Consider the following 14,313-nt stretch of genomic DNA (forward strand, 5'->3'; position numbering starts at 1 on the left):
GGGATTCTTCGTTGCGGCGCCTGATGCCTCTCTTCAGCGAAGTGGCGGGGCCTGCCGCGATGTTGCATTCCGAACGGTCTGTGTTCGGAAACGACCATAGGCACGCTAATCGAACTTCCGGTACTAACTGTTTCTTACCGGAATGCTAAAAGTTCATTAAGTGTCGCGGCCGATATAATTATCTGAATCATATCGATTTTTTCAGCGACGCGACCAGCGTGTCATCCATCCGGCCAGCCGGTCGAACCCGGCGTCGATCACCACCGCAAGTGCGGCAACGATCAAAGCGCCCTGGATGACGTAGGCTTGGTTGGATCCGTTCAGCCCGACGATGATGGGTAGGCCGAGGGTTTTCGCCCCGACGGTGGAGGCGATGGCGGCGGTGCCGACATTGATGATGACGGCGGTCCGCACGCCGGCCAGGATCACCGGGGCGGCCAACGGCAGCTCCACCTTGAACAGCACCTCCGCCGGTCCCATGCCGAGGCCGCGGGCGGAGTCCAGCACCGCAGGCGAGACGCCGTCCAGCCCGGCCACCGTGTTCTCCACCACCGGCAGCAGGGCGTAGAGCGTCAGCGCGATCAGCGCCGGCTCGGGACCGAAGCCCATCACCGGAACCGCCAGCGCCAGCACCGCCACCGGCGGGAAGGTCTGGCCCATGGTGGCGACGGTCTCCAGCAGGCCGCGGAACTCCCGCCCCCAGGGGCGCGTGACGGCGATGCCGGCCCCGCCGCCCAGCAGGATGGCGGCGAGGCTGGAGAGGCCGACCAGCACCATATGGTCCAGCGTCAGGCGGACGAAGCTCTCCGCCTCGTAGAGCGGGCGGTCGAGGCCGGGATAGAGCGTGGCGAACAGCGGCTTCAGCGACGGCATGCCCAGCACCAGCGCCACCAGCGCCACCAGCCCCAGCATCAGCCGGTCGGTCAGGAACTCCCGCGGGGCCATGCCGGCGACGGTCATGCCGCCCGGTCCGGCGCTGGACGGACGAGATCGGACAGGTGCAGCACCCCGGCGGGCTGGCCGTCACCATCCACCACCGGCAGCCGCTCGGCGCCGCGGGAAACCATTTCCGACAGGGCGCGGTGAAGCGGCGTTTCGGACGGCAGCGGCTCGCCGCCCACGCGTTCCTGCGGGCGGGCACGGTCGCCTGCCGTCTCCACCGCCAGCCGCTTCAGCCCCCATTCCTCCCGCCCCACGAGGTCGCGCACCAGCGGGCTGGCCGGGCGGGTCAGGATTTCCAGCGGGGTGGCGCATTGGATCAGGCGGCCATGGTCCATAACCGCGATGCTGTCGCCCAGCCGCAAGGCCTCGTCCATGTCGTGGGTGACGAAGACCACGGTCGTGCCGGTGCGGCGGTGGATGGTCGCCAGTTCCGTCTGCAGGCTGGCGCGGGTGATGGGATCCAGCGCGCTGAACGGCTCATCCATCAGCAGGATGCGCGGCTCCGCCGCCAGCGCGCGGGCGACGCCGACGCGCTGCTGCTGCCCGCCGGACAGCTGGTGCGGATAGGCGGAGCGGTAGCGGCGCGGGTCGAGGTTCAGCAGCTCCAGCAGCTCCGTCACCCGGTCGCGGATGCGCGGCTTCGGCCAGCCCAGCAAGGCCGGCACGGTGGCGATGTTGCGCTCCACCGTCCAATGCGGGAACAGGCCGACCGACTGGATGACATAGCCCATGCGCCGGCGCAGTTCCTCCGGCTTCAGGGAGGCGATGTCCTCGCCGTCGATGCGGATGGCGCCCTCGTCCGCCGGGATCAGCCGGTTGATCATGCGCAGCACCGTCGATTTGCCGGAGCCGGACGGGCCGATCAGCACGCGGAACTCGCCCTCCGCCACGCTGAAGGACACGGTGTCGACCGCCGTCCAGGAGCCGAAGCGCTTGCTCACGCGCTCGAAATCGATCATGGCGCACTCCTTCCCGGCGAAAGGCCGATGTGGCTGGTGGCGGCGGCGATGCCGATGGACAGCAGGGCGTCGGCCGCCACCGCCAGCAGGATGACGGGAACGGCCCCCAGCAGCACGAGGTCCAGCGCGTTGGCGAAAAGCCCCTGGAACATGATGGCGCCCAAGCCCCCGGCACCGATCAGCGCCGCCACCGCCGCCAGCCCGACTGCCTGGACCACGGTGATGCGCAGCCCCGACAGGAAGACCGGCAAGGCCAGCGGCAGGTCGACGCGCAGGAAGATCTGGCGCGGCGTCAGACCCATGCCGCGCGCTGCCTCCCGCACCGGGGCGGGCACGCCGTCCAGCCCGACCGCGGTGTTGCGGACGATGGGCAGCAGCGAATAGAGCGTCAGCGCGATCACCGCCGGCAGCGGCCCGACCCCGCTGATCCCCCAACCCGGCAACAGGGCGCCGAGTGCGGCCAGCGGCGCCATCAGCAGCCCGAACAGGGCGATGGACGGCACCGTCTGCACGATGTTCAGCACCGGGAACACCGCGCGCCCGACCGCCTCGACACGGTGCGCCGCCACGCCGAGCGGAATGCCGACCAGCAGCGTCGGCACCAGCGCCGCCGCGACCAGAGTGGCGTGGCGCAGCACGGCGTCGGCGAACACGTCGCGCCGGTTGGCGTATTCCTTGAGGATCGACAGCGCATCGAGATGGCCGGTCGCCAGTTGCAGCGCCACCAGCCCGGCAACCGCGCCGCCCACCGCCAGCCGGCCGACCGCCCCCAGCCCCATCCGCCGCGCGGCATCGACCGCGGCCAGCAGCCCCGCCGCCGCCATCACCCAGAAACCGGACGCGAAGGAGGTGCGCGCCGCCGCCGACGCTCCCTGCGCCAGCACCGCCGCGTGGTGCCCGGCCAGCCAGACCAGCCCGGCCGCGAACAGCCCCCCCGCCGCCACCGTCAGGCCGAGCCCGAAGCGCGTCGGCCGCAGGAACGGCGTCGCCAGCAGGACCAACCCCGGCAGCAGGACGGCGAGGCCGCCCAGACCCTGCACCGCCGCCCACAGCGGCACCGGCCGGCCGGACAACAGCCGGTTGGGCGCGAAGCCCAGGAACGGCAGCGCGACGGCGGCGACGGCGGCGGCCAACGCCATCAGCAGGGCGACGCGGTTGTGCAGGGGAAGGCGGACGGTCACGTCACCGGCTTACTTCAGAAAGCCCTTGGACTTCAGGTACTCGGTGGCGACCTGCTTCTGGTCCTGTCCGTCCACCGAGATCTTCGCGTTCAGCCCCCGCAGCGTCTCGGCGTCCAGGCTGGCGAAGACCGGGTTCAGCAGGTCGGCGATCTTCGGGTTTGCCGACAGCACCGATGCGCGGACGGTCGGCGCCGGTTCATACACCATCTGCGCGCCCTTGGTGTCGGCCAGCACGACGAGGTCCAGCGCGGCGATGGCGCCGTCGGTGCCGTAGACCATGGCGGTGTTGACGCCGGAGGTCTGCTCCGCCGCCGCACGGATGGTCGCCGCGGTGTCGCCGCCGGCCAGGATCAGCATCTGGTCGGGCTTCAGCGCGAAGCCGTAGGTCTGCTGGAAGGAGGGCAGGGCGGCCGGGCTCTCCACGAACTCGGCCGAGGCGGCGACCTTCGCCTTGCCGCCGCCGGAAACCCACTTGGCGAAATCCTCCATCGTCTTCAGCGTGTTGGCGTCGGCCACGTCGCGGCGGACGGCCAGCGCCCAGGTGTTGTTCGCGGGGGCCGGCTTCAGCCAGACGATGCTGTTCTTCTCCCGGTCCATCTGCCGGACCTTCTCATAGCCGGCGCCGGCATTCTTCCAGACCGGATCGCTGTCGACATTGAAGAAGAAGGCGCCGTTGCCGGTGTATTCGGGATAGACGTCGATCTCGCCCGACAGCAACGCGCCGCGCACGATCTTGGTCGGGCCGAGCTGGATTTTGTTCTCCGTCGGGATGCCGTTGGCCTGCAGCATCTGGAGGATCATGGTGCCGAGCAGCCCGCTTTCCGCATCCAGCTTGGAGCCGACACGGACCGCATCCGCGGCCTGCGCCGCCCCGGCGATCAGGCCCAGCGCCAGCGCCGCCGCGCCCATCACGGCACGGCCCCTGTTGAACAGTGTGAACACCCCTGATCCTCCCCCCGGATATGCTTCGGGGAAAGGATGGGCGACAGCCTCGCTCACGGCAAGACGCGCTTTCCGAATGTCCGGTCCCGGATATGAGATTCAGCCTAATCCGGTGAGGAACTTCCTGTCCGTCCAGCCTGTTGAGCGGGACATTGCGACAGGAGGACACGATGTCCCAGGGCGACAAGGACAAATACACCGACAAGCAGAAGCGCAAGGCCGAGCATATCGAGGACGGTTACGAGAAGCGCGGCGTCTCCCATGACGAGGCCGAGCGGCGCGCCTGGGCCACCGTCAACAAGCAGGACGGCGGGGGCAGGAAGGGCGGGTCGGGCGACAGCGCCTGAATTGCCGTCGACCCGACCCGGCGAAAGCGGTCACAGGCTTTCGATGAGTCCGTCGGTGGTGGTCACCTCGCAGAACTCGTAGCCGAGCGTGGCGACATGGACGGCATGGACCTGCTCGGCCGGGATGGTTCCGCCCCGGCCGTCCGGCAGCTCGAAGCAATCGCAGGCATCGGTGACCAGCGTGATCGGCCACCCCAGATTCGCACCGGTGCGGACGGTGGTCGACACGCACATGTCGGTCGAGATGCCGAACACCACCACCCGCTCGATCTTCAGCCGGCGCAGCCGCAGATCCAGGTCGGTGCCGATGAAGGCCGAGTTGACGCTCTTGCTCACCAGCGCTTCACCGTCGAGCGGCTCGAACCCCTCGCGGAAGCGGTTGCCCGGCTGTCCGGGGCGGAGAGTGGAGGCCGGCCCGGTCGAATCGTGACGCACATGGATGACCGGCCGGCCGCTGCGCCGCCAGGCGTCGAGCAGGCGCAGCCCATTGTGGTCCAGCGCGCGGTTCCAGCGCCGCGGCCATGACGGACCGTCGAAGGCGCATTGCATGTCCACCGGCAGAAGGGCGGAGGCGGCGGGAAGCAAGGTCATTGGATACTCCGTGCAAATCGTCCATGGTCCCTGGCTGTGAATTTCCGCCGAAAGGCTGCCGGTTGCAGCCCGGCAAGATGCCGGCCGGCCGGCATTCCGCCGGTGGGAGCGGGTTTTGGGGACAGGGATGGACGATAAGGACCGGCTGCTGCTGGCGGCCTTGCGCAAGGATGCCCGCCGGACATTGGTGGCGTTGGCACGGGATATCGGGCTGTCGCGCAGCGCCACCCAGGAACGGTTGGACCGGTTGCTGAGATCGGGCGTGATCCGCGGTTTCACGACCGTCGAGGACGGGCCGGTGGCGGATGGCGTCGCCGCCTATTTCCTGCTGCGCCACGAGCCGGGACACAGCTGCGCCCAGCTGGTTCCCAAGCTCAAGCGGATGCCCGGGATCGTCGCCATGGATGCCGTGGCCGGGGCCACCGATATGGTCATCCGGGCGGAAGCGCCCGACATCCGCGGCATCGAAGCGGTCCGCGCCGCCATTGCCGGAATGCCCGGCGTTGCCGAGGTGACGACGCAGATGGTGCTGGAACGGTTCGCGTAGATCGCGCGGCGAATCGCTCAGGCGCCGCGATAGGTCCAGACGCTTTCCAGCGCCGCGGCATCGCGGTCGCGCAGGACGGCGACCTCCGCATGGGCCGGCGACAGTTCACACACCGGGTCGGTCGCGTCCGCACTGCCGGCCAGCGCCAGCGCCTGGCAGCGGCAGCCGCCCCAATCCTCTTCCTTGTGGTCGCAGGATTGGCAGGGCTCCGGCATCCAGGCGGTGCCGCGGTAGCGGGCGAAGGCCGGGCCATCGCGCCAGATGTCGGACAGGCTGCGGTCGTGGACCGTCTCGAACTCCAGCCCCGGAATGGTCTCGGCGGCGTGGCAGGGCAGGACGCGGCCGCGCGGGGTGACGTTCATGAAGCGCCGGGCCCAGCCGCCCATGCAGCTCTTCGGCCGGCGGGCGTAGTAATCGGGCACCACGTAATCGACGACGATCCGTCCGGCCAGTTCCGGCAGTCGCGCCCGAACCGCGGCGTCCATCGCCAGCAGCTGGTCGCGCGACGGCATCAGCGCGGCGCGGTTGGCGAGCGCCCAGCCGTAATATTGGACGTTGGCGATCTCGATCCGCCCGGCGCCAAGCTCCATCGCCAGATCGATGACGTCGTTGACCCGGTCGATGTTGTGGCGATGCAGCACGGCATTGATGGTCAGCGCCAGTCCTTGCGCCACCACCGCGCGCGCGACCTCCAGCTTCTTGACATGACCGCCCTTGTAGCCGCCGACGCGGTCGGCACCGGTGGCCTCCGAGTCCTGCAGGCTGATCTGGACATGCTGGAGCCCGGCGCGCTGCAGCCGTTCCAGCCGCGGCCGGTCGAGCAGGACGGCGGAGGTGATCAGGTTGCTGTAGAGCCCGATCTCCGTCGCATGAGCGACCAGCTCCTCCAGATCTTTGCGGACGCAGGGCTCGCCGCCGGAGAAATGGACCTGGAGGGCGCCGACGTCGGCCGCCTCGTCCAGCACCCGTTTCCAGGTGGCGGTGTCCAGTTCGGCGCTGGCGGAATCGAGCGCCACCGGGTTGGAGCAGTAGGGGCAGCGCAGCGGGCAGCGGTGCGTCAGCTCCATCAGCACGGCGAAGGGCGGTGCCGGTTCGGCGGCCGTCGCGGCGGCGAAGGCGGGCAGGGCGCAGCTCATTTGACGCACCTCCTGGGGCACTTCATGTGACGACATAGCCCTTGTTGCGCAGGTCGGTCAGCATCTCCAGCACGTCGGCGGCGACCTCCGCGCGGGGGGCGTCGTATTCCGCCGTCAGCCGGTCGATGCCGGCGGCCACGTCGGCGACCTCCGCCCCGACACAGGCGCGCACCACCGCCAGCGCCATCTCGTCCAGCACCAGCAGGCGTTCGGGCGCCATCAGCATCCATTCGCCGCGGCGGCGGTCGTTGCGCAGCATGACGCCGGGGGCCAGCCGCAGCCGGTCGGCTTCGCCGATTTGGGGAGAAACTGCGTTCACCGGCTGTACCGTGTCGGTTCCATGTCCTCCGGCACGAAGGCGCCGGGCGGGATCAGGTTGGGGGTGACATAGGCATGGTGCAGGGCGTCCAGCTGGGCCCACAGCAGTTCCGTCTTGAAACGGAGCGCGCGCAGGCATTGCCGCTGGTGTTCCGCTGTATGGGCATTGGTCAGCACATAATCCAGCCCGAACTCCACATCGCGCGGCGCCTCGTCCAGCCGCTTGCGGAAATAGGACAGGGTGCTGTCGTTGGCGAAGGCGTAGTTGCGCTCGAAGCCGGCGATGCGTTCGCGGTGGATCGACGGCGCGAACAGCTCGGTCAGCGAGGACGCCACCGCCTCCAGCAGCGAATGGTCGCGGACGAAGTTGACATAGGCATCCACCGCGAAGCGGGTGGCGGGCAGGATGCCCTCCAGCGACTTCACATAGTCGCGGTCCAGCCCCAGCCCGTCGGTCAGCCGCAGCCAGCGTTCGATGCCGCCGACCTTGGTCTCGTCCAACTCGCCGGCCTGGGTCAGCCCGTCATGGTCGAGCACGCGCTGAAGCCAGGCGCGGCGCAACGCCGGATCGTCCATGCGGGACATGATGGTCAGATCCTTGCGGGGGATCGACACCTGATAATAGAAGCGGTTCAGCGCCCAGGCCTGGATCTGCCCCTTTTTCAGCCCGCCGCCGTGCAGCAGCTGATGGAACGGGTGGAGGTCGTGATACTGCCGCTCGCCGATGGCATAGAGGGCGGCGCGGAACTCCTCACGGGTCATCGGTGCAGCGGTGGGGTCAGTCATAGGGTCAGCTCCAGCCCATCATGGGCGATGCGCCAGCCGGCCGCCTCGGCTTCCGCCCGTTCGGGCGAATCCTCCAGCAGGGCGGGGTTCGTGTTGTTGATGTGGATGTAGATCTTGCGGGCGACATTCAGCGGCGCGAAGGCGGCCATGCTGCCCGAAGGCCCCGACATCGGCATGTGCCCCATGCGCGCCGCCGTCTTCACGCCGGTGCCGCTACGGATCATCTCGTCGTCGGTCCAGGTGGTGCCGTCGAACAGCACCAGCGGCGCGCCATGCAGACGGTCGGCCAGCCAGCCCGGCATGCCGGCGCAGCCGGGAATGTAGAAGAAGCCGTCATTCGACCCGCCATTCGACCCATCGGTCGGGCGGATGCGCAGCGCCACCGTGTCCTCGGCGACGGAGCCGAAGCCGGGACCGGCCGAGGCATCCTCCAGATAGAGCGCGACCTTGCCCGGCACGGCGAAGGCCTCCACCTCCAGCCCCAGCGGGCGGCCGTCGGCGCCGGCGGGCTGGAACGGCTCGCCCAGCGCCATCGGCCGGCGGGCGACGAATTCCGGGTTCAGCACGTTGAAGACGCTGTTGGCGGCCAGCACGCCATGGACGCGCGGGGTGGCATAGACGGCGAAGGGATGGGATTCGCGCAGGGTCAGCAGACCCGCGACATGGTCGATGTCGGCGTTGGTCAGCAGGGCCGCGGCGATCGGGTTGCCGCGCAAGGACCCCTTCGGATGAAGCTGCGGGTTGGCGAGCAGCTGCGCGCCCAGGTCGGGCGAGGCGTTCAGCAGCAGCCAGCGCTCGCCATCGGCGGTCACCGCCAGCGACGATTGGGTGCGCGGCGTCGCCGCCGGGTCGCCGGAACGGGCACGGCGGCAGCCCTCGCAGGCGCAGTTCCATTGCGGGAAACCCCCGCCGGCCGCCGAACCGAGGACGAGAATTTTCATCGCCACCGCCTTTACATCTTATTTGAAAAACCGTCTTGCTGCGGTTTCCTGGGTTGGAGGCCGGGGAGGGGTGCCAGCACCCCGTCCCCCCGGCTCCGCATCGACCGGCTTAGAGACCGGCGCAGGCGTAGGCGTTGATCTCGGTGCCGACGGCGATCTCGGTGGTCTTCGGTTTGCGCCAGGTCTTCATTGCGTGATGCTCCTGTTTGCTGACTGTTGCCTACCAAGATGGTTGGCGAAGTGAAGAGTAGCGGTTCGGGGCGGAGGACCGCCATGCTACGATGGTGCAATCCGCCACCCCTTTCGGCGGATCCGCCCGCAAGCGCGTCAGGGTGCGGACGGGTTGCGGGCCGGCCCAGGCGGCGGGGGCGGCGGCGGATGCGCCTCCTCCGTCGGCAGACCGGCCTCCATCCAGCCGTCGATGCCGGTCGGGTACCAATGGACCCGGGCATAGCCAAGCAACAGCGCACGCTTGGCCGCGTTCCACGACAGCCAGCAATCGGACAGGCAATAGAACAGAAGATCGCGGGTCCGGTCGCCTGCGGTCAGCCGCTGCAGTTGCGCTTCGAACCAGGCCAGCGTCGCATCGTCGGGCGCGCCCATGCCGACATTGGGCAGCCACACGCTGCCGGGAATCTGGCGGTAGGGCTTGGATTGCAGCCAGGGGGCGCCGGGGAGCGTGCTGCGCTCCAGCCGCTGGACGAAGATCGGGATGACGCGGCCTTGCGACAGCAGGGACTGCACCGCCGGGGTGTCGACCGTTTCCCCTCCGGCGATGCCGTCAGGCGTGGGGGAGCGGTAGTCGGACAACCGGTAACCGTCGGGCTGGTGGATGCCGGCGGCGAGGGCGGGGGTGGTGAAGGCGAGTAGAAGGAGGAGGATGGTGAGTCTTGGGAAGCTGTGCCCCCTCCCTAACCCTCCCCCTCTTCGAGGGAGAGGGAACTCCGCCGCTCCCGCACTCAACTCCCTCTCCCTCGAAGAGGGGGAGGGTCGGGGAGGGGGCAGCACCGCGGCAATCCAGACTGTCAGCGGGCGCACGAGCCCCTCACCGCCGCTCGGCCAGCACGCGGTTGGCGATCACCACCGCCTGGGTGCGGCTGTAAACTTTCAGCTTTTGCAGGATGGCGGAGACATGCGCCTTCACCGTCGTTTCGGTGATGCTGAGGTCGAAGGCGATCTCCTTGTTCAGCTTGCCGGTGCCGAGCAGCTCCAGCACCCGCAGCTGCTGTGCGGTCAGGGTGGCGATGCGCCGCGCGATCTCCGCGGTTTCGGCATCCTCCGCCTCTCCGACACTCTCGTCGCCGACCTGCGGCGGGACGTAGAGTTCGCCGTTCAGCACCTGTCGCAGGGCCGCGGCGATGGCATCGCGCGGGGTCGATTTGGGGATGAAGCCGGCGGCCCCGCTTTCCATCGCCTCGCGAACCCAGCGCCGTTCCTCATGGGCGGATACGACGACGACCGGTGTCGCCGGAAAGCGCTGACGCAGCGTGCGCAGCCCGCCCAGCCCGTTCATGCCCGGCATGTTGACATCCAGAAGCACGAGGTCGAGGTCGCCCCGCTCCTCCAACGCCTGCATGACGCTGTCGAGCCGGTCCGCCTCCATCACGTCGGTGGCCTGGCAGGAATAGAGAACCGCGCTGCGCAAGGCATCGCGCACCATCGGGTGATCATCGGCGATCAGGATCCGGGTCATGGCCTGCGGTTCCCTGTGCAGCGGCGGACGGGACGGGGTATGGTGAAAAGTCGCCCGTTCATTGTGTCAGACCGAAATGGCAAGGCGCAACACCGCGAATGACACGAATTGTTTTGTGCGCGAACATGTCGCATCGCCATCGGAGTTGCTCCTTCCGGTCGGGATCTCGGTGATCACTCCTCGTGAACGGTTTCCAGCCAGGAGCGGATGGCCCACAGCGCCTCCTGCCCCAGCGCCTCGCCGAAGGCCGGCATGTAGGTGACGCCGTTGCGGATCGAGCCGTTGATCACGCGCTCCTTGAACCATTCGTCGCCGGCATCGCCCTTTTCCAGATAGCGCAGGTCGGGAGCGATGCCGCCCGACACCGCACCCAGCCCGTGGCAGCGCGCGCAGTTCTGGTTGAAGGCCGACGCGCCGATCTCGATGGCGCGCTGGTTGCTGCGGTAGGGGTTGCTGTCGCGCCACTTGTCACCCAACTTCTCCAGTCCGCTGGTGTCGACCGCCTGCGGCACCACATCGCCATGGGCATAAACAAGGCCGGGCAGCGCCAGCGCCAGCACTCCGGCCAGGGCGGCGGCATGCAGTGCCGGACGGCGGCGGGGGAGGGGAGGCGTGGCGGTGCTGTGCGTCATCGGTGCGTCCTCTTCCTGCATCCTTCTTGTGACCGCCGCAGTCGGACCGCGTGTCGCCCAAGGATTGGCGGGCATGCGGGACGGTTGCGGGGCCGGATTGCGGTCGAGGATAGCAATCGTTCGTTCGCTTAATTATTCGACAATGGTACAAGGCCGCGGGGCACGGTCCGGCTCACGCCCGGACGAACCGTCCGGCCGCATCCTGGACGATGGTCGGATGACGCATGCGGCAGGCGGCGGCTGCGGTCCGGCTACGCCAGCGGCGGCAGCCGGCCGGCATTGATCGCCGCCTTCACCTTCGCCAATTGCCGCACCGCCGGATCGCCCAGCCGCAGCGCCACGCCCGTCGACAGCACGTCGATCAGCGTCAGGTGCACAAGCCGCGAGGCCATCGGCGTGTACATTTCGGTATCCTCCACCGGCTGGCTGGCGACGACCACGGTCGCCATTCTGGCCAGCGGAGACCGTGGCGCGGTGATCGCGACCACCGCCGTACCCTGTGCCCGCGCCGCCGCCGCCAGCTCGTTGATCGCCCCGCTGCGCCCGGTGTTGGACAGTGCCAGCAGCACCCCGCCGGCCCCCATGTTGACCAGCAGCATGCGCGCCAGCACCGGGTCGGCGCAGGGCTGGGCATCGGCGCCGAAGCGCAGCAGCTTGTGCGCCGCATCCTGTGCCAGCGCGCTGGACCCGCCGGTGCCGACGCACAGAACCCGCGGTGCGGCGGCCAGCAGGGCGATGGCCTGCTCCAGCGCCCGCTCGTCCAGCGTGGCGGAGGCGGCGGTCAGTGCCGCGGCGCTCGATGAAAAAATTTTTCGTGCGAGCGTGCCGACACCGTCGTCGGGCGCCACATCCTGGCTGACATAGGGCGTGCCGCTCCGCACCTCGTCGCGCAGGGCGTCGCGCGCCTGACATTCGGCAAGCCGCAGCTTGAAGTCCGGAAAGCCGGCGCAGCCGACGCTGCGGCAGAATCGCACGACCGTCGCCTCGCTCACCTCCGCCGCCTGGGCCAGCGAGGTGACGTTGAGGTCCAGCACCCGGCGCGGATCGGCCAGAACCAGATCGGCGATCTGCCCCTCGGACCGCTTCAACTCGCCGCGCAGCCGGCGGATCGCGTCCAGTATATCCAATGGTGCAGTGCTGGCGGCAGCGCTGTTGACCGGTGGTGGCATGGCGTAAAGTTACTTTCCAGCAAGGCCCTGCGGGGGCGGCGCCCGACGGCATCCCCGCCGGGGCGCAGAGTCCACTATGAAGAATTTTGCCGCGCCTGGCGAGAAATCCAGCACCGGAACCCCATATATGAAAAAAATTTTCTTCACACCCCGCCGCCCCTGGCGTATGGTCCGTTCCGGAAATCATCGCCTCCCTCTAACGGTCGAGATGCGATCATGAGCAAGCCCGCCCCCCTGAATTCTGTCGTCGCCCGCGTGACCGAGCGCATCGCCGAGCGCAGCCGCGACCGCCGTGCGGCCTATCTGGCGCGGCTGGAAAGCGCCGGTGCGAAGCCGCGCCGCCATCGCCTGGGCTGCGCCAACCTCGCCCACGCCTTCGCCGCCTGTGGGGCGAACGACAAGGCGGCTCTGCGCGGCGAGACCCAGCCGTCGATCGGCATCGTCACCGCCTACAACGACATGCTCTCCGCCCACCAGCCCTACGAGGGCTATCCCGCCATGATCCGCGAGTCGGTGCGCGCGGCCGGCGGCGTGGCGCAGGTCGCCGGCGGCGTGCCCGCCATGTGCGACGGCGTCACCCAGGGCTATGAGGGGATGGAGCTGTCGCTGTTCAGCCGCGACGTCATCGCGCTGGCGACTGGCGTGGCGCTGTCCCATGCCACCTTCGACGGCGTGCTGTGCCTGGGCATCTGCGACAAGATCGTCCCCGGCCTGACGATCGGCGCGCTGGCCTTCGGCCATCTGCCGACCATCTTCGTGCCCGCCGGCCCGATGCCCTCCGGCCTGTCCAATGCCGACAAGGCCAAGGCGCGCCAGCTCTACGCCCAGGGCAAGGTCGGCCGGGAGGAACTGCTGGACGCGGAGTCCAAATCCTACCACGCGCCCGGCACCTGCACCTTCTACGGCACCGCCAACACCAACCAGATGCTGATGGAGATCATGGGCCTGCACCTGCCGGGCGCCAGCTTCGTCAACCCCAACACGCCTCTGCGCGATGCGCTGACCGATGCGGCGGCCCGCCGGGTGGTGGCGATGACCGCGCCCGGCGCCGGCATCCCCATCGGCCGCATCGTCGACGAGCGCGCGCTGGTCAACGGCATCGTCGGGCTGCTGGCCACCGGCGGTTCGACCAACCACACCCTGCACATCCCGGCCATCGCCGCCGCCGCCGGCATCGAACTGAACTGGGAGGATTTCTCGGAGCTGTCGGCGGTGGTTCCGCTGCTCGCCCGTGTCTATCCCAACGGCAGCGCCGACGTGAACCGCTTCCATCAGGCCGGCGGCATGCCCTTCATCATCGGCCAGCTGATCGACGCCGGCCTCGTCCACACCGACATCTCCACCATCCTGGGCGAGGGCGGGCTGGAGCCCTACCGCAGTATGCCTGACCTCGACGAGGGCGGCGCCCTGACCTGGACCCGTGCAGCCACCGACCAGAGCGGCGATCCGACGGTCGTCGCCACCACCGCGGCACCCTTCGCGGCCGAAGGCGGCCTGCGCGTGCTGACCGGCAATCTCGGCCGTGGCGTCATCAAGACCTCGGCGGTCAAGCCGGAGCACCGCGTCGTCGAGGCGCCCGCCCGCGTCTTCGACAATCAGGAGGCCGTCCAGGCCGCCTTCCGTGCCGGCGAACTCGACCGCGACGCGATCGTCGTCGTCCGTTACCAGGGCCCCGGCGCCAACGGCATGCCGGAGCTGCACAAGCTGACCCCGCCGCTGGGCGTGCTGCAGGACAAGGGCTTCAAGGTCGCGCTGGTGACCGACGGCCGCATGTCCGGCGCATCCGGCAAGGTCCCGGCGGCCATCCACGTCACGCCGGAGGTGAAGGGCGGCGGCCCGCTCGGCCGCGTGCGCGACGGCGACATCCTGCGGCTGGACGCCGAGGCCGGGACGCTCGACGCCCTGGTCGATGCCGCCGAGTGGGACAACCGCGGCGCTCCGCCGCCGCCGAGCGAGGATGCCTCCCACGGCTGCGGGCGCGAGCTGTTCTCGCTGTTCCGCAACAATGCCGGTCCGGCGGAGAGCGGCGCCTCGGTCCTCAACCTGCTCGGCCGATAGGGCCGCGACAATTCTGGAAGAAACGGGCCGGCATCGGGCCATGCCGGCCCGGATTGTGACCGGCCCATCCC

The 14,313-nt window shown here is 69.2% G+C and carries 17 protein-coding genes; 3 read left to right on the plus strand and 14 right to left on the minus strand.

Annotation, left to right across the window (positions count from 1 at the left end):
• Nucleotides 1-201: 201 nt before the first annotated feature.
• From AZOLI_RS24150 to osmF, 4 genes are read right to left on the minus strand one after another with little or no spacing between them, the layout of a single operon-like run.
• A complete protein-coding gene (locus AZOLI_RS24150) occupies nt 202-960 on the minus strand; it encodes an ABC transporter permease (protein WP_014249828.1) in 759 nt (252 codons plus the stop codon).
• Entirely contained in the window at nt 957-1,901 is a 945-nt protein-coding gene (locus AZOLI_RS24155) for an ABC transporter ATP-binding protein (protein WP_014249829.1), read from the minus strand. Before AZOLI_RS24155 ends, AZOLI_RS24150 begins: the two co-directional genes overlap by 4 nt.
• A complete protein-coding gene (locus AZOLI_RS24160) occupies nt 1,898-3,040 on the minus strand; it encodes an ABC transporter permease (protein WP_044553087.1) in 1,143 nt (380 codons plus the stop codon). The genes AZOLI_RS24155 and AZOLI_RS24160 overlap by 4 nt, the downstream gene beginning before the upstream one ends.
• A 51-nt stretch (nt 3,041-3,091) precedes the next feature.
• A complete protein-coding gene (gene osmF, locus AZOLI_RS24165; protein WP_044553088.1) occupies nt 3,092-3,991 on the minus strand; it encodes a glycine betaine ABC transporter substrate-binding protein OsmF in 900 nt (299 codons plus the stop codon).
• Nucleotides 3,992-4,194: 203 nt separating this feature from the next.
• Between osmF and AZOLI_RS32930 the strand changes: the two genes are divergently transcribed.
• Nucleotides 4,195-4,371 (plus strand): hypothetical protein, encoded by a 177-nt coding sequence (locus AZOLI_RS32930; protein ID WP_044552919.1) that lies wholly within the window; start codon nt 4,195-4,197, stop codon nt 4,369-4,371.
• Between the two features lie 30 nt (nt 4,372-4,401).
• On the opposite strand, the gene AZOLI_RS24175 is transcribed toward AZOLI_RS32930, so the two are convergent.
• The gene (locus tag AZOLI_RS24175; RefSeq protein WP_014249833.1) at nt 4,402-4,962 is read right to left on the minus strand and encodes a cysteine hydrolase family protein; all 561 of its coding nucleotides are present in this window, start codon (nt 4,960-4,962) and stop codon (nt 4,402-4,404) included.
• Nucleotides 4,963-5,089: 127 nt separating this feature from the next.
• Between AZOLI_RS24175 and AZOLI_RS24180 the strand changes: the two genes are divergently transcribed.
• Nucleotides 5,090-5,509: an Lrp/AsnC family transcriptional regulator gene (locus tag AZOLI_RS24180; RefSeq protein WP_014249834.1), complete on the plus strand. Its 420-nt coding sequence runs from the start codon at nt 5,090-5,092 to the stop codon at nt 5,507-5,509.
• Between the two features lie 17 nt (nt 5,510-5,526).
• On the opposite strand, the gene pqqE is transcribed toward AZOLI_RS24180, so the two are convergent.
• The 9 genes from pqqE to AZOLI_RS24225 all read right to left on the minus strand — a co-directional run bounded on the left by pqqE (nt 5,527) and on the right by AZOLI_RS24225 (nt 12,184).
• The gene (pqqE, locus tag AZOLI_RS24185) at nt 5,527-6,645 is read right to left on the minus strand and encodes a pyrroloquinoline quinone biosynthesis protein PqqE (protein WP_044552923.1); all 1,119 of its coding nucleotides are present in this window, start codon (nt 6,643-6,645) and stop codon (nt 5,527-5,529) included.
• A gap of 22 nt (nt 6,646-6,667) precedes the next feature.
• Nucleotides 6,668-6,964, minus strand: a complete 297-nt coding sequence (gene pqqD / locus AZOLI_RS24190; protein ID WP_014249836.1) for a pyrroloquinoline quinone biosynthesis peptide chaperone PqqD — start codon at nt 6,962-6,964, stop codon at nt 6,668-6,670.
• Nucleotides 6,961-7,749, minus strand: coding sequence for a pyrroloquinoline-quinone synthase PqqC (gene pqqC / locus AZOLI_RS24195; RefSeq protein WP_014249837.1), 789 nt, complete (start codon nt 7,747-7,749; stop codon nt 6,961-6,963). The genes pqqD and pqqC overlap by 4 nt, the downstream gene beginning before the upstream one ends.
• Nucleotides 7,746-8,690 carry a pyrroloquinoline quinone biosynthesis protein PqqB gene (gene pqqB, locus AZOLI_RS24200; protein ID WP_014249838.1) on the minus strand — a complete coding sequence of 315 codons (945 nt, stop codon included), beginning with the start codon at nt 8,688-8,690 and terminating at the stop codon, nt 7,746-7,748. Before pqqB ends, pqqC begins: the two co-directional genes overlap by 4 nt.
• A gap of 109 nt (nt 8,691-8,799) precedes the next feature.
• Entirely contained in the window at nt 8,800-8,880 is an 81-nt protein-coding gene (gene pqqA, locus AZOLI_RS33855; protein ID WP_014249839.1) for a pyrroloquinoline quinone precursor peptide PqqA, read from the minus strand.
• A gap of 137 nt (nt 8,881-9,017) precedes the next feature.
• Nucleotides 9,018-9,572: a rhodanese-like domain-containing protein gene (locus AZOLI_RS24210; protein WP_044553090.1), complete on the minus strand. Its 555-nt coding sequence runs from the start codon at nt 9,570-9,572 to the stop codon at nt 9,018-9,020.
• Between the two features lie 163 nt (nt 9,573-9,735).
• Complete coding sequence (locus AZOLI_RS24215) at nt 9,736-10,383, minus strand: response regulator transcription factor (protein WP_014249841.1); 648 nt, start codon at nt 10,381-10,383, stop codon at nt 9,736-9,738.
• Between the two features lie 173 nt (nt 10,384-10,556).
• Nucleotides 10,557-11,015, minus strand: coding sequence for a cytochrome c-550 PedF (pedF, locus tag AZOLI_RS24220; protein ID WP_014249842.1), 459 nt, complete (start codon nt 11,013-11,015; stop codon nt 10,557-10,559).
• A 251-nt stretch (nt 11,016-11,266) separates the two neighbouring features.
• Nucleotides 11,267-12,184 carry an SIS domain-containing protein gene (locus AZOLI_RS24225; protein ID WP_014249843.1) on the minus strand — a complete coding sequence of 306 codons (918 nt, stop codon included), beginning with the start codon at nt 12,182-12,184 and terminating at the stop codon, nt 11,267-11,269.
• Nucleotides 12,185-12,400: 216 nt separating this feature from the next.
• Between AZOLI_RS24225 and edd the strand changes: the two genes are divergently transcribed.
• On the plus strand, nt 12,401-14,242 hold the full coding sequence (edd, locus tag AZOLI_RS24230; protein WP_014249844.1) for a phosphogluconate dehydratase: 1,842 nt from the start codon (nt 12,401-12,403) through the stop codon (nt 14,240-14,242).
• The last annotated feature ends 71 nt before the right edge of the window (nt 14,243-14,313 follow it).

The organism is Azospirillum lipoferum 4B (assembly GCF_000283655.1).
Lineage (GTDB): Bacteria > Pseudomonadota > Alphaproteobacteria > Azospirillales > Azospirillaceae > Azospirillum > Azospirillum lipoferum_C.